At 30.1% G+C, this 21904-nt stretch carries 21 protein-coding genes; 4 read left to right on the forward strand and 17 right to left on the reverse strand.

Annotated elements, in window-relative coordinates; translation table 11 throughout:
- The first annotated feature begins 6 nt into the window (after positions 1-6).
- Positions 7-480 carry a 23S rRNA (pseudouridine(1915)-N(3))-methyltransferase RlmH gene (gene rlmH, locus ACN0WB_RS10970; protein ID WP_417431715.1) on the forward strand — a complete coding sequence of 158 codons (474 nt, stop codon included), beginning with the start codon at positions 7-9 and terminating at the stop codon, positions 478-480.
- A 71-nt stretch (positions 481-551) separates the two neighbouring features.
- Here the strand turns inward: rlmH and ACN0WB_RS10975 are convergent, their stop codons facing one another.
- From ACN0WB_RS10975 to ACN0WB_RS11010, 8 genes are all read right to left on the reverse strand, one after another.
- Positions 552-1124: a phosphatase PAP2 family protein gene (locus tag ACN0WB_RS10975; RefSeq protein WP_417431757.1), complete on the reverse strand. Its 573-nt coding sequence runs from the start codon at positions 1122-1124 to the stop codon at positions 552-554.
- A 6-nt stretch (positions 1125-1130) separates the two neighbouring features.
- Positions 1131-1448: a Sec-independent protein translocase subunit TatA/TatB gene (locus tag ACN0WB_RS10980; RefSeq protein WP_417431717.1), complete on the reverse strand. Its 318-nt coding sequence runs from the start codon at positions 1446-1448 to the stop codon at positions 1131-1133.
- Positions 1449-1645: 197 nt separating this feature from the next.
- Positions 1646-2890 (reverse strand): TCR/Tet family MFS transporter, encoded by a 1245-nt coding sequence (locus tag ACN0WB_RS10985; protein WP_417431719.1) that lies wholly within the window; start codon positions 2888-2890, stop codon positions 1646-1648.
- A gap of 82 nt (positions 2891-2972) precedes the next feature.
- Positions 2973-3752 carry a TIGR02757 family protein gene (locus tag ACN0WB_RS10990; RefSeq protein WP_417431721.1) on the reverse strand — a complete coding sequence of 260 codons (780 nt, stop codon included), beginning with the start codon at positions 3750-3752 and terminating at the stop codon, positions 2973-2975.
- Positions 3749-4666 carry a ribonuclease Z gene (locus ACN0WB_RS10995; RefSeq protein ID WP_417431722.1) on the reverse strand — a complete coding sequence of 306 codons (918 nt, stop codon included), beginning with the start codon at positions 4664-4666 and terminating at the stop codon, positions 3749-3751. Before ACN0WB_RS10995 ends, ACN0WB_RS10990 begins: the two co-directional genes overlap by 4 nt.
- 30 nt (positions 4667-4696) lie before the next feature.
- Positions 4697-5278 carry an RdgB/HAM1 family non-canonical purine NTP pyrophosphatase gene (gene rdgB, locus ACN0WB_RS11000; protein WP_417431724.1) on the reverse strand — a complete coding sequence of 194 codons (582 nt, stop codon included), beginning with the start codon at positions 5276-5278 and terminating at the stop codon, positions 4697-4699.
- A 65-nt stretch (positions 5279-5343) separates the two neighbouring features.
- Positions 5344-6171 (reverse strand): CPBP family intramembrane glutamic endopeptidase, encoded by an 828-nt coding sequence (locus ACN0WB_RS11005; protein WP_417431726.1) that lies wholly within the window; start codon positions 6169-6171, stop codon positions 5344-5346.
- 109 nt (positions 6172-6280) lie between these two features.
- Positions 6281-6892, reverse strand: coding sequence for a hypothetical protein (locus ACN0WB_RS11010; protein WP_417431728.1), 612 nt, complete (start codon positions 6890-6892; stop codon positions 6281-6283).
- Positions 6893-7234: 342 nt separating this feature from the next.
- Here ACN0WB_RS11010 and ACN0WB_RS11015 point away from each other — a divergent pair, with 342 nt between their 5' ends.
- A complete protein-coding gene (locus tag ACN0WB_RS11015) occupies positions 7235-8845 on the forward strand; it encodes a peptide chain release factor 3 (protein ID WP_417431730.1) in 1611 nt (536 codons plus the stop codon).
- 5 nt (positions 8846-8850) lie between these two features.
- Positions 8851-9582, forward strand: coding sequence for a hypothetical protein (locus ACN0WB_RS11020; RefSeq protein ID WP_417431732.1), 732 nt, complete (start codon positions 8851-8853; stop codon positions 9580-9582).
- 1 nt (position 9583) lies between these two features.
- On the opposite strand, the gene ACN0WB_RS11025 is transcribed toward ACN0WB_RS11020, so the two are convergent.
- A complete protein-coding gene (locus ACN0WB_RS11025) occupies positions 9584-10654 on the reverse strand; it encodes a DUF2891 domain-containing protein (RefSeq protein WP_417431733.1) in 1071 nt (356 codons plus the stop codon).
- A 169-nt stretch (positions 10655-10823) separates the two neighbouring features.
- Between ACN0WB_RS11025 and ACN0WB_RS11030 the strand changes: the two genes are divergently transcribed.
- Positions 10824-11774, forward strand: coding sequence for an EamA family transporter (locus tag ACN0WB_RS11030; protein WP_417431735.1), 951 nt, complete (start codon positions 10824-10826; stop codon positions 11772-11774).
- Positions 11775-11780: 6 nt separating this feature from the next.
- Here ACN0WB_RS11030 and ACN0WB_RS11035 read toward each other — a convergent pair whose 3' ends face one another.
- The 8 genes from ACN0WB_RS11035 to ACN0WB_RS11070 form a co-directional block, all read right to left on the reverse strand.
- Positions 11781-12341, reverse strand: coding sequence for a hypothetical protein (locus ACN0WB_RS11035; protein WP_417431737.1), 561 nt, complete (start codon positions 12339-12341; stop codon positions 11781-11783).
- Between the two features lie 300 nt (positions 12342-12641).
- Positions 12642-13298, reverse strand: coding sequence for a rhomboid family intramembrane serine protease (locus tag ACN0WB_RS11040; protein ID WP_417431739.1), 657 nt, complete (start codon positions 13296-13298; stop codon positions 12642-12644).
- Positions 13299-13306: 8 nt separating this feature from the next.
- Complete coding sequence (locus tag ACN0WB_RS11045; protein WP_417431741.1) at positions 13307-15916, reverse strand: DNA gyrase/topoisomerase IV subunit A; 2610 nt, start codon at positions 15914-15916, stop codon at positions 13307-13309.
- Positions 15913-16338 carry a hypothetical protein gene (locus tag ACN0WB_RS11050; RefSeq protein WP_417431743.1) on the reverse strand — a complete coding sequence of 142 codons (426 nt, stop codon included), beginning with the start codon at positions 16336-16338 and terminating at the stop codon, positions 15913-15915. Before ACN0WB_RS11050 ends, ACN0WB_RS11045 begins: the two co-directional genes overlap by 4 nt.
- A gap of 75 nt (positions 16339-16413) precedes the next feature.
- Positions 16414-18297 carry a DNA topoisomerase IV subunit B gene (locus ACN0WB_RS11055; protein WP_417431745.1) on the reverse strand — a complete coding sequence of 628 codons (1884 nt, stop codon included), beginning with the start codon at positions 18295-18297 and terminating at the stop codon, positions 16414-16416.
- A 333-nt stretch (positions 18298-18630) separates the two neighbouring features.
- On the reverse strand, positions 18631-19176 hold the full coding sequence (locus tag ACN0WB_RS11060; protein ID WP_417431747.1) for an NADPH-dependent FMN reductase: 546 nt from the start codon (positions 19174-19176) through the stop codon (positions 18631-18633).
- Between the two features lie 200 nt (positions 19177-19376).
- On the reverse strand, positions 19377-20468 hold the full coding sequence (ychF, locus tag ACN0WB_RS11065) for a redox-regulated ATPase YchF (RefSeq protein WP_417431749.1): 1092 nt from the start codon (positions 20466-20468) through the stop codon (positions 19377-19379).
- A gap of 130 nt (positions 20469-20598) precedes the next feature.
- On the reverse strand, positions 20599-21702 hold the full coding sequence (locus tag ACN0WB_RS11070; protein ID WP_417431751.1) for a M14 family zinc carboxypeptidase: 1104 nt from the start codon (positions 21700-21702) through the stop codon (positions 20599-20601).
- Between the last annotated feature and the right edge of the window lie 202 nt (positions 21703-21904).

The following is a 21904-nucleotide window of genomic DNA, read 5'->3' on the forward strand; positions in this document are numbered from 1 at the left end:
TAAGAAATGAGAATCAATTTAATATGCATTGGGAAAACTGACGACAAAGAAATTTCAAGCCTACTCTCCTATTATTTACAGCGGCTTCCAAAACATTGGAATTTTGAAATTATTATTTTACCCGATGTAAAAAATGCCAAAAGTTTAACGCCTGATTTAATTAAAAAAGAAGAAACAAAATTATTCCAAAATCAATTTGATTCTTCAGATTATGTCGTTCTTTTAGATGAAAAAGGAAAACAATTTACCAGCCGAGAATTTTCAGAAAAATTAGATTTTTATATGAATTCTTCAGTGAAAAGAATCTGCTTTTTAGTGGGTGGAGCTTATGGTTTTTCAGATGAAATTTATGAAAAAGCCACAGAAAAAATATCACTTTCAAAAATGACATTTACACATCAAATGATTCGTTTATTTTTTGTGGAACAAATTTATCGTGCAGCAAGTATTTTGCAGGGTAAACCTTATCATAATGATTAAGGAAAAGATAAAAGGTAAAAGTGAAGTTTAGAATTTAACAAAACTTAATTTTATTAATTACTTAATAATTCTTAATGGTAATTTTTTAATCTTTTAATTCTAATTGTTCTCTTCGCTAGAACTGAAAATAAACCGCCCAAAAGAAAACCAGCCGCAGCTCCAAATGCCACATCAAAAGGAAAATGCACACCTAGATAAATTCTACTGTAAGAAACAATTATCGCCCAAAGAAATACAGAAATAGTGAAAAATTTATATTTTTTTCCTAAAAGTGCAGAAAGAAAAGTAGCTAGAAAAAAAGTATTTGAAGCGTGAGAAGAGTAAAATCCATACATTCCGCCACAAGTTACTAATCTCATTTTCGTTTCTAAAAATGGATTGTGACAAGGTCTTAATCTTAAAACTCCAAATTTAAAAATTGTTGCTATTTGATCAGAAATTGTTATTCCAAGACCAATGAAAATTAAAATGAAAATTAAATTTCTGAGTTTATAATTTTTATAAAGTAAGTAAACAAAAATTATGTAAAGTGGAACCCAAATCCATTTATCTGACATTAAAATCCAAAAGGGATCAAAACTTTTTGTCCCTAAACCATTGAGGAAAAGCAAAGCCTCTTGATCTTTGTTTATAAACTCCTCAATCATTTTTTATCGACTTACTGGACCTTCATGCGTTGGATCTTCCAACAAATTTTGAACAGAAGAATCTTCGCCGATTGTTTTTTCAACGTCCACTAAAGGATTAAAATCTTTTGCAGCATCTCTAATTTTATCAATTTCCTTTTTTATTTCCGAGACAGGATTGTCTGTTTCTTTCATAATATCAGTTTTGATATCCTCCATTGCGCCACGCATTTTGCGAACACCTTGCCCTAAACCGCGGGCGATTTCCGGTATTTTATCCGGTCCAAATAATACTACGATTGCTAAAACAATCATTAGCATTTCACCTAAACTCAATTCCATGCGGCTAAATTACAAAAGATTTTAATTGAAAATTGATTTTAAGAAATATTTAATACTTCTCTTTTATGTATTGTATCAAAAGATTTTTCTTATTATTAAAGTCTAAATTCTTTTTAATATATATTTACGAAATACTGAATATTAAAGATTTTACGAAGAATTATTAATTTAATATTTAAAATTTATCATATTAATTTTTATAAATCTATAATCTCATTTTCTTTTTTTAATTTTTCAGTTTTAAAAACACGATAAGAAACAATCGCAGCAATTCCCATTAAAACGGATGCGAGAAAAAACGGCGCACCTGGAAAAAGAAATGGCGCTTCTTTATGAGTAAAATAGAAAAAAGTATTTGTCATTAAAGGCGGACCAATAATGGCAGTTAAACTCACCAAACTTGCGAGTGCACCTTGTAATTCGCCTTGTTCATTTCTGGGAACTTGTGCAGAAATTACACTTTGCAAAGCTGGACCTGCAATTCCGCCCAATCCGTAAGGAACTAAAAAAGCAAACATCATCCAACTATTTGTAGCAAATGCAAACAAAATCATCGCAAAAGAATAGAGAATTAAACCGTAATAAATACTTTTTTCATTCCCAATTTTTGGATTGATGTAGCGTATTAAAACGCCTTGAACTAAAGCTGTAATTAAACCAACTACACCCAAAGAAAGTCCCACCGTTTTTTCAGACCAATTAAATTTATACATTGTGAAATACGTCCAATTCGTTTGTACAGCGTGTCCACCAATATAAACTAAAATCAACGCCGCAATTAAACCTAAAATTTCCGGATATTTTTTTAATCTTAATAAAGAACCAATCGGATTTGCTCTTTTAATAGAAAAATTTCTTCTCTGGTCTTTCGGCAAACTTTCTGGCAAAACAAAATAACCGTAAAGAAAATTAATTAAACATAAAATTCCTGCAGCAACGAATGGAACTCTCGAACCAAATTGTCCCAAAAGTCCACCAATTACAGGTCCTATAATAAATCCTAAACCAAAAGCTGCCCCAATTAAACCAAAATTTTTCGCTCGATTTTCATTTGTTGAAACATCTGCAATATAAGCACTTGCCGTTGTAATACTCGCTCCTGTAACGCCAGAAAAAATTCTACCAACAAACAACCAAAAAATTGTAGGCGCCCAAGCTTGAAGAAAAAAGTTTCCTGCAAAACCCAAAAGTGAAAATAAAATTATTGGTCTTCTTCCAAATTTATCACTCAATCCACCTAAGACAGACGCGAAAATAAATTGCATAGAAGCATATGCAAAACTTAGCCAACCACCGTATTTTGCAGCTTCACTTACATCTGCGTGAATTAATTCTTGTATTAATTTTGGTACAACAGGAATTACAATTCCCCATCCTGTAACATCAATTAATATGGTAATAAAAATAAAACCTACCGCGGCAGATTTTTGAGTTTTTTTCATTACGTAAAGATATTTTTTTCTAGATAAAAAACACAAAACTTTTTTTGATTTTTTTAACCTAAAAATCCAATCTAAAAATCTCTTAAAAATCTTTATTCACACCCATTCCAAACAATGCAAAATCTAAAACTGCGGGATCTTCTGGATTGTACTTCCTAATGGTTAAATCTAATTCTTCCACCGCTTTCCAATCGTTTTGCGTACGATTTAAAAGTCCTAATTCACGTGAAATATTTGCGGTATGAACATCTAATGGAATTGATAAATATTGTGGATTTAAATTGTTCCAAATTCCAAAATCTACTCTTTTCAAATCTTTGCGAACCATCCAACGCAGAAACATTATCAATCTTTTTGCTGCAGAATTCTTGTAAGTTGAACTCACGTGTTTCGAAGATCTTCCAGAATTTTCTCGCAAAAAATAGGTGCGAAATCTTTCTAAAGAATGATAAAAATTGGTTTCATTTTCCTTTAAAAGAAACAAATCTTCAAGACTTTCAAAACTCTGATAAATTCTTTTTAAATTAATTAAAAAATTAGAAAAATCTTCACCATTAAAGGTTCGATGAATCGCTTTATTTTCAAGAATTTTTAAATCTTTTTCCGTGAAATTTTGGATAAAATCATAAGGCGAATTATCCATAAAATCCAGCATTTTCTGTGCTGAATTTAAAATAGATTTTCGGTTTCCCCATGAAATTGTCGCAGTTAAAAAGCCTGAAATTTCTATATCTTGTTTTAGTGAAAAACGATGCGGAATGCTTATTGGATCTAGTTCTATAAAATCTGGATGATTGTATTGTTCCGCTTTTTCATTTAATAATAAAAAAACTTCATCCAAATTTACTTTGTTTTTGCTCATTCTAATTTAATAGTTTCCAAGGCTTTTGGTAAAAATGTAGCAGGAAAAATTTGTCTTGCTTCATCTGTAAACACACTCAAATCTCCATATCGATTAGAAAAATGACCTAAAATTAATTTTTTTACGTTCGCAGCTTTTGCAATTTGAGCCGCTTCAAATGCAGTTGTATGTCCTGTATAATCTGCCATTTCTTTTAAATTATGTAAAAAAGTAGATTCGTGATACAATACATTTACATTTTTAATTATTGGAATTACATCTTCTAAATACCGAGTATCACTGCAAAAAGCGTAAGAAATTGGTGGAGATGGTTCGGTTGTCAATTTTTCATTTTTTAAAACGTAACCATCAGAAAGTTCAAAATCTTTTCCGTTTTTAATATTTTGATAATCGCAGGTTTCAATTTCAGAATATTTTGAAATTTCTGACATATTTAAATGCCGTTCTTTTTCCTTCTCTTTAAATATATAACCGTTGCAATATATCCTGTGATTTAAAGGTATTGTGAAGACTTCTACTCTATTATCTTCATAAATTTTTTCGGAATAATTTTTATTTAATTCGTGGTAAATTATTTCAAAACCACGGTAAGTTTCGGTAATTCTAAAAATAGTTTCAAGCATTTCTTTTATTCCTTCCGGACCATAAACATTTAAAGGTTTATCTCTACCCAAAAGTCTGAAAGATGCGATTAAACCAGGCAAACCAAAACAATGATCGCCATGTAAATGTGAAATAAAAATATGATTTATTTTAGAAAATCTCACCTTTGCTTTTCTCAACTGAACTTGAGTTCCTTCTCCACAATCAATCAGAAAATGGCGATCTTCCATTTCTAAAAACTGAGCAGTTGGAGATGTATTAATGGTTGGAATTGCAGAATTAAAACCAAGAATTGTAAGATAAGAACTCAAAATATTTGCTTAAGAATTTGAAGTTACAAATTATAACTTATTTTCCACATTTAAAAACTGAATAAATTGGTCTAAAGCAAGCTTACGATGGCTAATTTTATTTTTATCTTCCGCGTGCATTTCCGCAAAAGTTTGGTTTTGATCTTCCGGCGTAAAAATTGGATCGTAACCAAAACCCTCTTCACCAAAAGTTTTTTCTGTAATATTTCCATAAACTCTGCCTTCAAAAAAATGTTCTCCATTTTCATCTTTGTAGCAAAGCATAGAAACAAAATAAGCTTTTCTATTGGGTTCGTCTTTTAATTCTTCTAAAACTTTGGCAATATTTTTCTTAAAATCATGATTTCCTGCATACCGCGCAGAAAAAATTCCCGGTCTTCCATCTAAAGCTTCAACAACTAAACCAGAATCATCGCCCAAACTTGGTTTTCCGGTTTTTTCGAAACAATATTTTGCTTTTATTAATGCATTTTCCTGAAAGGTTTTTCCGTCTTCTACAATTTCATCATTAATATCATAATCCGTTAAACTTGTGACTAAATATTCTGTGCCTAAAATTTGTTGAATTTCTTCTTTTTTGTGAAGATTATGTGTTGCAACTAAAAGTTCCATTATTAATTCTGTTTTATTTTAATTCGTTTGATAGTGAAGTTGTCTAATATTGTTAAAAAAATTCCTTAATTATCTTGATAAACTACTTTGTTTCGGTGCATAAAATAATAATAGGAAGTCCCAAATAATACTAAACCAATGAGTAAAATATAAATTTCTGAGACACCAAAACCTTGAGTAAAACTTTGGCCTTTTGTAAAAATGATTAACATTGCTGCAATAAAATTATTAAAAGCGTGAAGTAAAATTGACATTAATAAAGATTCTGTTTTCCAATACACCAATCCTAAAACTAAGCCAAGCAAAAATGCGCCCAAAAATTGCCACGGATAACCGTGAATTGCACCAAAAATTAAAGCTGAAAAAACAATGGCTTTTTTAGGATTCATACCTTTGTTTAGCATTGCTCTTAAAATAATCCCACGAAATAAAATCTCTTCTAAAAGCGGTGCAAAAACAGCAACCATAATTAGCATTGCAACATGATCCACTGAAATGGAATTCATTTGCGCCATAAATTTTAAATAAAGCCAACCGAAAAACGGACCTGTTGTAGGAATTAAATTAGTTAAATATTCAGAAATCAACATCATTCCGAACATCATCGGAAAGATTAAAAAATAAGTAAGAAATGGTTTTGAAGAAAAATTGAAATTAAGTTTATAACCTTTTGGTCTGGTTACAAATAAATCAAAAAATAAAATCGGCAAACCTAAACTTAAAAGATACGCAATCAACAGAAAACTGGAAGAAGACTGGAAATCTGATTTTAAAACATAAATATAAAATGCCATTATAAAACCAAGTACAATTTGTGCAGCAAAATAACCGCCCAATAAAATACCGATTTCACGCCAACCAATCGTAAAATTATTTTTTTTGAATGTTTCCAATAATTAAATTTTCACAAAGATAAATTAAAATTGAAGAAAAACTTCTAAGGAACGAACCCGGTATTATATTCAGAATGTTTATTACAAATTCATTTAAAAAGGGAAAAAATTAATTTTTTCGAATGATTTCTTTTATATAAATTTTAAAATCAAGTTCCATAAAAGTAATAAAAGGAAAACCGTCTCCATCAGTAAAACGAATCGCTTTGGAACCATCTGCATTTTCCATAATTGGACCGTCAAGAAAATAATCATTTCCGTTAATATTTTTTATCCATCTTATATAAGTAGAATTAGTGGTTGGACTTGTATCTGTTTGTAGAGTTTCAAAATGTTCTGCAGGAGAATTTATGCCATTTATAAAAAAATCTGCACATCCTTTTTCAGCTTCATTCATCATTTTTTTACTTGCAAAAACAGAAGTTTGATCGGTAAGATTCACATTTCCACCAGAAAATCTATTGTACATTGCAGTGGCATTATTTAGCGCTTCTTCATTCATCGAAATAGTTCCGGTTTTATTCGCAGGTTCAGTCATTTTATACTCAAACGTAATTCCACTCGAACTTAATTTTGTTGGAGTTACAATGAAATCGTATTCCACATTTCCCGCTTCAACTTGGTAAACCAATTGATCTCCGACTTGTATTTTATACGCAATTTGCGCAAAAAGAAACGTGTTACTAAAAATAAGTAACAGTAAAATTGTAAGTTTTTTCATAATCCGAATTATTAAAATTGAAATATTTATCATTGTAAAATTCGATAATACCACATTACTTTACAATAAGGCAATTGTCGTATTTTTAATTTCTTTCTCATTAATTACTTTTAAAAATAATCTATTTATTTGAAATTAAATAAATGCTTTAAATTTTTTTTAACGAAATCCTCTTTTATTTTCATACCAAAAGATCGTTTTCATTTTCCATAAAAAAACACGATTTTTGCAATCTGAATTTTACGACAAAAGAGAAAATATTATTTTGTTGATTAAATTTAGATAAAGTTTACAAAAGATTTGAATTTAAAATTCAGAATCAAAAAATTTAAAATTTCATAAATGTCTTTACAAAAAGAAATCAATAAAAGGAAAACCTTTGGAATTATTTCGCATCCAGATGCCGGTAAAACGACTTTAACAGAAAAGCTATTGCTTTTTGGTGGCGCAATTCAGGAAGCGGGCGCGGTAAAATCAAATAAAATAAAAAAAGGTGCAACTTCCGATTTTATGGAAATCGAGCGGCAAAGAGGGATTTCTGTGGCAACTTCTGTTTTGGCTTTTGAATACAAAAATTATAAAATAAATATTCTCGATACGCCCGGTCACAAAGATTTTGCGGAAGATACTTACCGAACTTTAACGGCTGTAGATTCCGTAATTGTCGTGATAGACGTGGCAAAAGGTGTAGAAGAGCAAACTGAAAAATTAGTTCAAGTTTGTAGAATGCGGAATATTCCGATGTTGGTTTTCATTAATAAATTGGATAGAGAAGGAAAAGATGCGTTTGATTTATTAGATGAAGTAGAACAAAAATTAGGTTTACGAACTTGTCCTCTTTCGCTTCCAATCGGAATGGGCGAAAGTTTCCAGGGAATTTATAATATTTGGGAAAATAATATTCAATTATTTTTAGAGGAAAAAAAACAAAGAGTAAGCGAAACCATTAAGTTTGATAATATTAATGATGAAAGTATCGATGAAGTTATCGGTAAGAAAGCAGCGGAAACATTGCGTGAAGAATTGGAATTAATTCAGGAGGTATATCCACCTTTTAATAGAGAGGAATATCTTTCAGGTGAATTACAGCCGGTCTTTTTCGGTTCTGCTTTAAATAATTTTGGTGTTCGGGAATTGCTTGATGCATTTATAGAAATTGCGCCAAAACCGCAACCAAAGAATTCAGATATTCGTTTAGTAAAACCCGAAGAAAATGATTTTACAGGATTTGTCTTTAAAATCCACGCAAATATGGATCCGAAACACCGCGACCGTTTGGCGTTCGTGAAAATCGTTTCGGGAACTTTTAAAAGAAATGAAAATTATCTTTTGGTGCGTGATGGTAAAAAATTAAAATTTTCTTCGCCAAACGCCTTTTTTGCCGACAAAAAAGAAATAGTGGAAGAAAGTTTTCCGGGTGATATTGTTGGACTTCACGATACTGGAAATTTTAGAATTGGAGATACTTTAACTGCTGGAGAAAAAATTAATTTTAAAGGAATTCCCAATTTTTCACCGGAACATTTTAGATATATCAATAACTCTGATCCATTAAAAGCGAAACAATTAAATAAAGGAATTGACCAATTAATGGATGAAGGTGTCGCTCAATTGTTTACAATGGAAATGAATAACCGTAAAATTATCGGAACAGTTGGCGCGTTGCAATATGAAGTTATTCAATACAGATTGGAACATGAATATGGTGCAAAATGTAGTTATGAACCACTTTCCATTCATAAAGCGTGTTGGATCGAAGCCGATGAAAAATCCGAAGAATTTAAAGAATTTGCGCGTTTAAAACAACGTTTTTTAGCAAGAGACAAATTTAACCAACTGGTATTTTTAGCAGATTCTTCTTTCACAATCCATATGACGCAGGAAAAATTCCCGAATGTGAAACTGCATTTTATAAGTGAGTTTAGAAATGCGGATAATTTTGAGAAGATTTAGTTTTAATGCTAAAATTTCAAACCATAAAAAGAAAATCTTGGATCGGGGAAATAACTTGGTCGCAATATCTTGCACTCGGACCGTTTATCTTATTATTTCTTTTCGCATTATATGGCGAAATTTTAACTAAATGTTTTCACTCAACTATTGAAATAAAAGATGGAACATCAAATTTATTAATATTTGTTTTCATTATTTGTTTACTATTTGGTTATATATCAAATATGTCACCAGTTACATATCAAAATTTAAATGCTTTTATAATAGGAAAAGTTATTTTTGATGAAAAATATATTTCAATAAATAATAAAATTATAAACTTTAATGAAATTTCAAAACTAAATGTAAAGGCTAATTATTACAAAGGTCAGCGCATTTTACCCTCTGTTTTATATAGTAGAATTTATGAGCCTTATTTTCAAATTGGAAAAAATAATTTTGTTGAAATTCTTGCTAAAAATAACGAAAAAATTAAAGTAGAATTTTTAATTAATTCAAAATATGATATTGAAAGTCTTAATGATTATTTTGCGAAAACGGTAATTGAAAACAAAATCAATTTAGATTTAAATAAACTTTACAATCTTCCTGAAAATATTAAAAACACTGAATATTTTAAAAATTTTGTCGCCGATTTATTAATTAAAAAAGAAATCGAATGTGGCTATGGAATTTCATTAATTGGTTATAATTCTGACCAAGGAGCAAAATTATTACGCGAAAAATATTGTAGTTAAATTATTCATTCGAAAGCGCATAAACCGCAAAACTCGCCAACCAATGATCTCCGCCATAATTTCCTGCGAAAACCAAAGGCAATCCATTTTCCAGAAAAACATTAGCAGTTTTTTTGAATTTTTCTTTTAACGGATGATTTTTAGGTAATACATCGGAAATACCTTTCATACACCAGGCTTTTGTAAAAGACAATCCAACCAAATGAACCGTTTGAAAATCATTAATATCACTAATTACGGGGATTTTAGAAATATTTTCAATACTTCTTTTATTATAAAATTGATTTAACCAAGTTACAAATTCATTTTGCGGAAGAATTCTCCGCATTAAACCTGCAATTTCTAGACTTGGCGAGAAAAAATCACTTCCGTCCGGTTCTAAATAAGCAGGCGTATCTTTATCTTTTAAATAAAAATATTTTGTCTTTTCTACCAACATTTTCTCGAAATCTTTATCGCCGGTCGCTCTCGCCAAATCTAATGCAAAAGACATTGCAAACGCGGTATTTGGATGAACGCCGGTTCTGTTTGGATACGTTTGTTTGGGTAAATAATTTTTCCAAAGTCTCAGAATTTCATCGGTTAAAGGTTTTAAATTTTTATGCCAGATTTTGGCTTTCGGATTGTCCCAAAATGCCAATTCTTCATCTAATTTTAAAAGCCTCGCCCATCCATAAGTTCTTTCGAAATTTTGTGAAACTTCATATTTTGTGAAATAATCAGCTTCTTTTTTCATTTTATCAGTCTGAAATGAATTATCTAAAATAGCTATAATTTCTGCAGATTTTGCAAAACTTGTTTTAGTTTTTAAAATTTTTACCAACATCCAATGTCCATGAACAGAAGAATGCCAATCAAAACAACCATAAAAAATAGGATGTAATTCTTGCGGTGTTAAAACTGCTTCTTCCGCATTATTAATAATATGTGCTGTTTTATTTGGATATTGCTGATTGATACAAAGCATTGGTTTTTCCGCCAATTTTGCTGCAACTTCATCAGTGAATTCAATATTTTTTTGTGCGAAAACTGTTGCACTAATTAGCAAAAATAAAAAAGAAAAATTTTTCATAGATGAAATTTAAAGTATTCAGTTATAAAAATAAAAATTTAGTTTCATTTTCCCTATGTTTTAAAAAAATATTATTTTAAAAACTTAAAATATACAAATCAAAATCGCATTCAAAATTAAATTGTATAAGTTCAATTCATTATCTTTGTCGTCTTTTTAAAAAAATAAAATGGTAAATAATTCAGTATTGAAAGGTGTTTTTTTAGTTGCATTGGGCGCGACAAGTTATGGGATGCTTGCAACTTTTGTGAAAATGGCTTATGAAGAAGGTTACACTACGGCAGAAATTACATTTTCACAATTCTCTTTTGGTATCATTGCAATGCTTTTAATTAATCTATTTTTAAAAAAGAAAAACAAAAATACCGCAGAAAAAGCTTCAAAGAAAAATATTAGACAACTTATGTTGGCGGGAAGTTCCACAGGAATGACAAGTATTTTTTATTATTTGGCAGTAAAATTTGATATTCCAGTTTCTATCGCCATCGTTTTATTAATGCAAACTGTTTGGATGGGTGTAGTTTTAGAAATGATTTTAGAGAAAAAAATACCATCCACTTTAAAAATTATTGCAGTTGTAATTGTCTTAATTGGAACCGCTTTAGCGACGAATTTAATGAATACTTCTGTTCATCTTAATCCAATTGGTTTATTTTTCGGTTTATTAGCAGCTGCTTCTTTCACAACAACTATGTTTACAGCCAATAGAATTGCTGTAAATATTTCTTCAGCGCAAAGAAGTTTATACATGCTTTTTGGCGGTGGAATTTTAGTTTTAATTTTTACAATAATTACTCAAATTTTACCAAGTCAATCTGAAAGCTTTAATCATTTAATGGGAATTTTTTCTACACCTAAAGAATTTAATTTTATGATTTTCGCAAAATGGGCGATTGTTTTATCTTTATTTGGAACAGTGATTCCGCCACTTTTGTTAAATGCAGGATTTCCTTTAACAGGAATTGGTTTGGGAAGTATTGTTTCTTCTTTAGAACTTCCGGTTTCTGTGATGATGGCTTTCACTTTATTGCACGAACACGTCGCTTTTTCCCAATGGATTGGGATTTCTTTGATTATTGCTGCAATTGTAATAATGAATGTGAAATGGAAAAGGGTTTAGAATTGCTTATTGATCATAAAATCTTCTGGTATCTAAATTCCCATCATCACGTCTTGTAAGGATTGTTACGGAATTAAAATATTTTTTTCCGTTGCTTATCATAAAATAATAAACAACATCATCATCGATTGTTTTTTTAATAATTTTACGAGGATTATAAGTGATATTTTCTTCTTGAATTTTGTAGCCATTAAAACTGTAAGAATTATTGGATGGAATATATTGTATTGATGATTCATCAATTTGGAAAGTGTCTTCTCTTTTCACATGAGTTTCTGTGGTAGCTCCACCTGTGGAAACTCTTTCATTTAAAATATAAACAAAAGTTCGTTCTTTTGGCCAGAATCTAAAAGAATTAAGACCAAAAGCCTTAAAGCCTTCTATTTTTTTTATCAATTTGCCAGAATTATCTGTTATAAAATGATAATAATAATCGGAAGGCATTGAATCAAATTTTTCTACCATATCTGAAAAAGTTGCTTTTTCAGTTTTTATTTGAGATTTTGCATTCAATGTAATTAGGCAGAAAAAAATTGCCAAGAAGTTAGTTATAAATAATTTTGACATAGCTTCTAGTTTCAAGTGAAATTTATTTATTCAAAACAGTTTATTCTTATTTAATCATATAAAAAGATAAAATTAATAATTTTTTATATTATTTTTAAAATTACTTTTTAAATGTAAGTAAGAGAACAAATATGAAATTAATTCGTAAATGTAATTTCTTCCCAATGAAAAAGAATTCCCAAACTTTTTAGCCCCGATTGTAACGACATCCTTTTTCTTTTTTTACAAAAAAAGGAAAAGATATAGTGGAAAGCGGGAACAGTTTTCGGAGAAAATGAAAACGTGTTGCTTCTAAAAATTTTAATTAATTTTCTTCTGAACGAAAACCACATAAGCCAAATAAAGCAGTGGTAAAGCCATAATTCCTAAAAATAAAATATTTTCTTGAGCACTTTCTGGTTGTAATAAAATGGTGTAAACCAAACCAAATGCAGCGCCACCTAAATGTGCAGCGTGACCAATATTATCATTTGCGCGCGGTTTCAACATAGAATAAACGGAATAGGCGAAATAACCAAAGCCAAAAATAAATCCGGGAATACCAATTGGAATGAAGAAAAAGTAAATTGACATTGTAGGAATCATACCAATCGCGGCAAATAAAATCCCAGAAACTCCGCCACTCGCGCCGATTGCGGAATACCACGCTTGATGTTTATAAAGATAAAGTGAAAATAAATTTCCTAAGATTATTGAACCAAAATAAACTACAATAAAACCAAGCGGACCAAAAAATTGCAAAACAACCGGACCGAAAAAATACAAAGTCAACATATTGAAAATCAAATGCGTTGGATCTGCGTGCAGAAAACCTGCAGAAACCAAACGTACATATTCTTTGTTGCGCAAAATTGCGCCTACGTTGAATTTATATTTTTCAAAAATAGGTGGATTTTGCCATCCGTAATAACTGAAAATTGCAGTTGCGGCGATTATTATTAATAAAATACTGTTCATAAATTTTTTTATTCTTCGTCACCAAAAAGTGAACCGATTGTTCCTTCTTCATTAAAATCCTCGTCTTTCACGTCGTGGTCTATAAAACTGACGTGACCTTCCGTATATTCTACCTCGTCAAAACCTGGATTAAATTCTTCCGTAGCTTCAGGAATTTCCAAATTAATGAGTTTTATTTTGCCTTTTGTTAATTGATTTCCGAGCGCTTTTATTCCTTTTACAGAAATAAATTCATCAATTTTAATAATTTCATTTTCTTTTTCTTTGCCTTTTTCTTTGGCGAAAATTAATTCTGCAGTTGCATTTGGTTCCGTAATTACCATTTCTACAAATGATTTCGGATGTTCTGAAGGGAAAAAACTTTGCACACTTGAAGTATTTTCTAATAAAAATCTTTTTAGAAAATAAATCCCTTTTTCACCGTCAAAGTAAATACAAGAAAGCGCTTGTTCTGGTTTCCATTTTTCTAAAATTAAATAGTCATCATCAAAACGATTTTGCAAATCAAATGAAATGAGTTTTGCTTCACCGTGAGAATTAACGAGTAAAATTTTATCATCGCCTTTAAAAGTTCCGAGTAAATTTCCACGTGCATCTGCGTTTAAACGGCGAACTGTATCATCAAACCAAATCTTGCGCGGTGCTAAAGTTGAATGACCTTCTTCTTTTAAATCTACTTTTTTAACAGCATATTTTGTGACCAAATTCCCTTTGGAATTTCTTCCTTTAATCGCCAATTCTGAGAAATCAATATCAATTTTATTTTTCCGAACTCTTGCATTGGGTTTTAATAATACAGAAACCAATTCTGCTTCTCCATTTGGATTTGCGGAGAAATACAATATTTCTGAACCTTTGGTTTCAGAAGCTAAAAAATATTCAGTGTTTCGTGTAATTGAAGTTACAGCAAAGCGCTTCATAAAATAAGGCCCGACTTTGCCTTCGCGGTAAATCATGTTATAAACCGTTCGTTTGTCGTTTTTCTTAAAAATCCCTACATGCAATAAATCTTTACCGACAAAAGTTTTCGCTTCCACTTTTACAACTTGCATCACGCCATCTTTTCTAAAAATAATGATGTCATCGATATCCGAACAGTCAAATAAATATTGGTCTTTTTTTAGCGAAGTTCCGATAAAACCTTCTTCAAAATTAGCGTAGAATTTCTCATTTGCAACGGCAACTTTTGAAGCATCAATGGTATCAAAAATTCTTAATTCTGTTTTACGTTCGCGGTTTTTACCATACTTTTTCTGAATATTTTCAAAATAAGCAATTGCATACGCTGTTAAATTTGCTAAATGGTGTTTTACTTCTTCCATTTTACCTTCTAAACCAACAATGTTTTCCGCTGCTTTATCTTGATCATAACGAGAAATCCGCATAAAAGGAAGTTCCGTTAATTTGATAATATCTTCAGTTGTAACTTCTCGTAAAAGGTTTTTGGTAAAAGGTTTTAAAGCTTTATCAACTGCGGCATAAACTTCTTCTTTGGAAGCTCTATTTTTAATTTCTTGGTAAATTTCATTTTCAATAAAAATCTTTTCAAGACTTGCGAAATGCCATTTCTCCTGAAGTTCGTGGAGTTCAATTTCTAATTCTCGTTGTAATAAATCTCTTGTAAATTCTGTATTTCTACGTAGGATTTCTGAAACCGTGAGAAACATCGGTTTGTCACCAACAATTACACACGCATTTGGTGAAATTGAAATTTCACAGTCTGTGAATGCGTAAAGTGCATCGATGGTTTTATCCGGCGAAACGTCAGAATTTAAATAAACATTAATTTCAACAACATCAGAAGTATTGTCTTCAATTTTTTTAATTTTTATTTTGCCCTTTTCATTGGCTTTAATTACGCTATCTATTAAATCTCCTGTATTTCTACCAAAAGGTAATTCTGTGATGCATAAAGTATTTTTATCTTTTTGAATGATTCTTGCTCTGGTTCTAAGTTTTCCACCTCTTTCTCCATCGTTATAATTCGCAACATCTAATAAACCGCCTGTTAAAAAATCAGGAAAAAGTTCAAATTTTTTGCCTTTTAAATGGGCAATTGAAGCATTAATTAATTCATTAAAATTATGTGGCATTATTTTCGTGGAAAGTCCTACTCCAATTCCTTCCACACCTTGCGCTAAAAGTAATGGGAATTTTACGGGTAAATCTACAGGTTCATTATTTCTTCCGTCATAAGATTTAGACCATTCTGTAGTTTTCGGATTAAAAACAACTTCCAACGCAAAAGGTGTTAATCGCGCTTCAATATATCTTGCTGCAGCAGCGGAATCTCCTGTGTAAATATTTCCCCAGTTTCCTTGAGTGTCAATTAAAATATCTTTTTGACCAATTTGTACCATTGCATCTGTGATAGAAGCATCGCCGTGCGGATGATATTTCATCGTATTTCCAACAATATTCGCAACTTTATTGTAACGACCATCTTCCAGTTCACGCATAGAATGCATAATTCTACGTTGCACAGGTTTGAAACCATCAAAAATTGAAGGAATGGCGCGATCTAAAATTACATAAGAGGCGTAATCTAAAAACCAATCTTGATAAAGCCCGGAAACTTTTTTTAAACTTTCTTCTTCGTTAGAATTTTCTTCTGTCATTTCGTTGTATCGAATTTTGCTTTTTCTCTGTTAAATCTAGAAATCCTATTTAGAGAAAATTTTAAGTCTCTTTTTTCTCTTCTAGTTAAATATGAAATATCATACTTTAATGTGATGAAATTCTTTTTTTTACTGGTTATAGTTATGTAAAGTCTTTTATAAATTATAAAGTCTTTAATTTCAAATTTTACTAATTTATATTTGGGGAAATCATCATTTTTAATTTCACTAAAAAGAACAATAATATTTCTATTTCTAATATTAAGAGTTTCTCCATCACTATCATATTCAAAAATTTGTTTACCTCTTAAAATAAAAATACCATAAAGTAAAATGGATATTAATAGTAAAATATACTTGGAAAACCCTAAAATATTAAATTTGAATATGTCTAATAAATAAGCAAAAACACTTACAAACATGATTAAATTTATAACCGTCAATAAAAGATTATATTTGGGAATTCTCGCTTTATTACTTAATCTCATAGCAAAAATTTACTTTTCTGCAGTTTCTAAAATCGCTTTACTTTCTATTAAATTTTCTTCTATTACCAAATTATCCAAAATAAATAATTGTCGATCGGGTGTATTTTTTCCCATATAAAATTCTAAAAGATTTTCTATACTAATATCTTTTCCTAAAACAACGGGTTCTAAGCGAATATCTTTACCAATAAAATGTTTAAATTCATCTGGAGAAATTTCACCTAAACCTTTAAATCTGGTGATTTCTGGGTTTTTACCTAATTCTTCTAAGGCTTTTAGACGTTCTTCTTCTGTGTAACAATATCTAGTTTCTTTTTTATTTCTCACTCTAAAAAGTGGTGTTTGCAAAATATAAAGATGTCCATTTTTAATTAAATCTGGAAAAAATTGCAAGAAAAAAGTAATCAAAAGCAAACGAATGTGCATTCCATCAACATCGGCGTCAGTTGCTATTACAACGTGATTGTAGCGTAAATCTTCTAATGAATTTTCAATATTTAAAGCGGCTTGTAGCAAATTAAATTCTTCATTTTCATAAACCACTTTTTTAGTCATTCCGTAACAGTTCAAAGGTTTTCCTTTAAGACTAAAAACAGCTTGTGTTTCAACATCTCTAGATTTAGTAATTGAACCAGAAGCAGAATCTCCTTCTGTAATAAAAATTGTTGATTCCGATTTTCTTGAAGCTTTTTGGTCACTATAATGTTGTCTGCAATCTCTCAATTTTTTATTGTGGAGCGATACTTTTTTCGCTCTTTCTCGCGCTAATTTCTGAATGCCGGAAAGTTCTTTTCTTTCACGCTCTGAAACGATTATTTTTCTATTTATAGCTTCTGCAACATCTGGATTTTTATGTAAAAAATTATCCAGTTTAGATTTCATAAAATCAATTACGAAAGTTCGAACCGTTTGCTTTCCCGGTTCCATTTCGTTTGAACCAAGTTTTGTTTTTGTTTGAGATTCAAAAACGGGTTCTACAACTTTAACTGCAACCGCAGCAATTATGGACTTTCTTATATCTGCAGCTTCGAAATTTTTATTAAAAAATTCTCGAATAGTTTTGACGTAAGCTTCGCGAAAAGCATTTAAGTGAGTTCCACCTTGCGTGGTATTTTGTCCGTTAACAAAAGAAAAATAGGTTTCAGATTGTGATTTATCAGAATGGGTAATCGCAACTTCAATATCATCATCTTTCAAATGAATAATTGGATAAAGTGTTTCTTCTTCCAATTCTTCCGCCAATAAATCTTTTAATCCGTTTTCACTGTAAAAAATTTCGCCATTAAAATATAATTTCAAACCTGGATTGAGATAGGCGTAATTTTTCAGCATTTTCTCAATATATTCCTTACGAAATTTAAAATGAGTGAAAATGGTAGCATCTGGAATAAAACTGATTTCAGTTCCGTTTTTCTCCACAGTTTCTGCTACTTTAGAGTCTTCCTTTATTAAACCTTTAGAAAACTCAGCAATTTTTACTTGTCCTTCTCTTACCGATTTTACTTGAAAAAAATCTGAAAGTGCATTCACCGCTTTCGTTCCTACTCCGTTTAAACCGACTGATTTTTTGAATGCTTTAGAATCATATTTTCCACCAGTATTCATTTTAGAAACTGCATCTACAACTTTCCCTAAAGGAATTCCACGTCCGTAATCACGAATCGTAATTTTGCCTTCGTCTAATTTTATTTCAATTTTTTTACCGGCTTTCATCACAAATTCATCAATAGAATTATCTATGATTTCTTTTATGAGAATGTAAATTCCGTCGTCTGCAGAAGAACCATCTCCTAATTTCCCAATATACATTCCGGGACGAATTCTGATGTGTTCTTGCCAATCGAGGGTTCTGATATTATCTTCGGAATAGTGCGTTTGTATATTTTCGCTCATTAATTTTTTTAGAAAATTTTAATTAAAATCCAAAATTTTCGGATAATCACAAAAATAGGAAATCCATTTTAATTTTTGAAATATAATTTTAATATAAATTGTTGCGATATTTTTTTAATTACAAAAGGAATAAAAGCTTTGTGATTTTAAAATTTAAAGAAAACAGTTTAAAAAAAATGTATAAAAATCTATAATCTGTTTGCGGAAAAATTGATGTACAGTTTTCACAGATTCTATTTTAACTTTGTCAAAATACAAGCACTCTTCAGAAAATTTTGAAAAAGTGAAAAAATCAAATTGAAATTGTTGGATTTTAAATAATTAAAAAAAAAATTAAAATCTATTGATCCAAGTTTCATAAGCATCCAGAAATTTTTGAAGAATTTTTTGCGTTCTTTCATTTACGGTCTTTCCATTATCTTCGAAAGATTCATTTATCTTTCCGAGATACATTTCTGGTTGTTGCATCATTGGAATATCAAGAAAAACAACCGCTTGACGGATGTTATGATTAGAACCAAAACCACCAATTCCACTTGGAGAAGCTGTGATAACTGCGCCAGGTTTTCCTTTCCAAACACTTTTTCCACCAGGACGAGAAGCGACATCAATTGCATTTTTTAAAACTCCAGGAATTGTTCTATTATATTCTGGAGAAACGAAAAGTACCGCATCTGAGTTTTTAATTTTTTCTCTAAAATCCGTCCATTTTTCAGGGCAATTTTCTTCTAAATCTTCATTATAGAAAGGTAAATCGCCAATTTCTACAATTTTCATTTCTAAAGTTTGTGATGCTAAACGAATCAATTCATTTGCTATTTTTTTGTTGAAGGATTCTTTTCTTAAACTTCCCACTAAAACTGCGATTTTTTTTTGCATAATTTTTAATTTTAATTAAAATTACAATTTGAGAAGTTAAGTGAAAAAATTAATATTAACAAATTAAGAAAAAAGTTCTGAAATTCATAGTTTAAAATCTTTTAGTTTAATAAAAAAAAATCTGTGAAATCTGTGTGCTTTTGAGGCACAGATTTCACAGATTTACACAGATTAAAAAAATTTAAAATGTGTAATTATTTTTAAACATTAAATCTAAAATTCATCATATCACCATCTTGAACAATGTATTCTTTGCCTTCAACAGCTAATTTCCCTGCTTCTTTTACTTTAGCTTCAGAACCAAATTTAATGAAATCTTCATATTTAATTACTTCTGCACGGATAAATCCTTTTTCAAAATCAGTGTGAATTACTCCTGCAGCTTGTGGCGCAGTAAATCCTTTTTCAATTGTCCACGCACGAACTTCTTTTACTCCGGCTGTGAAATAAGTTTGTAATTTTAATAAATGATAAGCTTGTCGAATCAATCGGTTTACACCGGGTTCTTCTAAACCAAGTTCTTCTAAAAACATTTGGCGTTCTTCAAAAGTGTCTAATTCATTAATATCGGCTTCAATTTGTGCAGCTAAAACTATGGTTTCGGCATTTTCTTTTGCTGCCATTTCTTCAATTTTTGTGATCCAAGGATTTCCGTTTTTAATAGAATTTTCATCAACGTTGCAAACATATAAAATCGGTTTATTGGTAAGAAGTTGAATTTCGTTCATCACTTTTAAACCAAAATCATCAGTTGGGAATTCTCTTGCATTATTACCTTCTTCTACAAAATTGGTCAATTTAACCAAAGTTTCATAAGTTAAAACATCTTCTTTTTTACCTGATTTTATGTGTTTTTTTGCTTTATCTACGGCTTTATTTAAAGTTTCTGCATCTTTCAATTGGAGTTCAATATCAATAATATCTTTATCGCGAAGTGGATCTACAGAACCTTCTACGTGAATAATGTTGTCATTTTCAAAACATCTTAAAACGTGAATTATAGCTTCACATTCTCTTATATTTGCTAAAAATTGGTTTCCTAAACCTTCACCTTTACTCGCACCTTTTACTAAACCTGCAATATCTACAATTTCTACAACTGCAGGTAAAACTCGTTCTGGATTGACTAATTTCTCTAGTTCAAATAACCTTGGATCTGGAACAGAAACAGTTCCTACATTTGGTTCTATAGTGCAAAAAGGATAATTTGCAGATTGCGCTTTTGCATTACTAAGACAATTAAAAAGAGTTGATTTTCCAACATTTGGTAAACCTACGATTCCACATTTCATAAATATTGAGATTTGAGATTTGAGATTTGACACTCAAAAATTAAGAGTGCAAAGATAAGAATTTTAAAGAGGATTTTTTTAAAATTTATTTCGGGTTTTAAAGAATGAAAAGGTTTAAAATTGCTTCAATTTAAATAATTTCAAAATTTTGAATCTCATTTAATTTTGGAAATTTTTTAGCAGATTTAAAGAATTTTCCTGTGCAATCTATCTCTTTCCAGCCTTTCTTTTTGCCAACATCACCAACTTCTACCACAATTGGAGTGAAAAGAATTTCTTCGCCGTTGTTATAATCTTCCCGAAACTGAATTGCAACATCTAAAACGCAAGGAAAGTCTGTATTTAAATTAACGTTTCTATAAATTATATCGTAATGCGTTTCTATATTTTCTGGAATTGTAAAATAATCTTCAAAATTTGTTGTTGAATTATTTAATTCAACCATTCCGCAAATTGCATAAAATAGAGCAATAGTATAAAATTTACGGGTTTCATTTCTGTAATAATCATTTTGAAAATGACCACCTTCAAATAAGAGAGTTGGAATTCCCATTTGGGTTAAGTTATCTCCCACAGAATTTGGATAATATTCATCAGAATAACGTCCAATTTGATTGGGTAATTTTGTACTCAACTTATTAAAAATAAACGCAATAATGGACATGCTTTTTTTACGTGTTTCGGTAATTTCTCGTTCAAAATTCTCTGATGGTGCAAGAAATGAAAGAGTTGCAGGATGAATTCCGTCTGTGGTGAATATTGTTCTTTGATCGTGCAAATTCAATGCGTAATCATAATTTTCCTTCTGAAGTAAGTTTTTTAAAATTTTTATTTCTAAACTAGATTCTTGATTAAAATCTCTGTTAAGATCAATTTCCAAAGCATTTCTGCGTGTCCATCTTTCACTTCCATCGGGATTTAACATAAAAATAAAATCTAAAGAAATCTCTTTTTCCAATTTAGATTTTAATTTAAAATCTACTTCTAATGAATAAAGAAAATCTAACATTGAAAGTGTTGCAGTAGATTCATTTCCGTGCATTTGGGACCAAGCTGCAATCTTTAATTTTCCCGACCCGAAAGAAAATTTAAAAATAGGGTGGTTTAAAGTTGAAGTTCCAATTTTAGTAATACAATTTCTGTAATTCTCTTGTAGGAAAAAAAATAATTTTTTTGGGGAAATATAGCGGTTTGAAAAATTGGGATTTTTATGATAAATAAAATCTTCACTCATTTTTAAGGATTTACAAAATTCAAAATTAATCTATTTTTTAAAATAAGCAATATTATACATTTGTATATTTATTAAACACGTCAAAATGACAGTTTGTCTGTTGGTATTTTTGTGGATTACATTATTCAAAATCTAAATACTTAAAATTATTTTAATCAAAACTTTATGAAATTTAATTGAAGTATTAATTAAAATCTTATTT

It is taken from the genome of Halpernia sp. (genome assembly GCF_048269545.1).
GTDB lineage: Bacteria > Bacteroidota > Bacteroidia > Flavobacteriales > Weeksellaceae > Halpernia.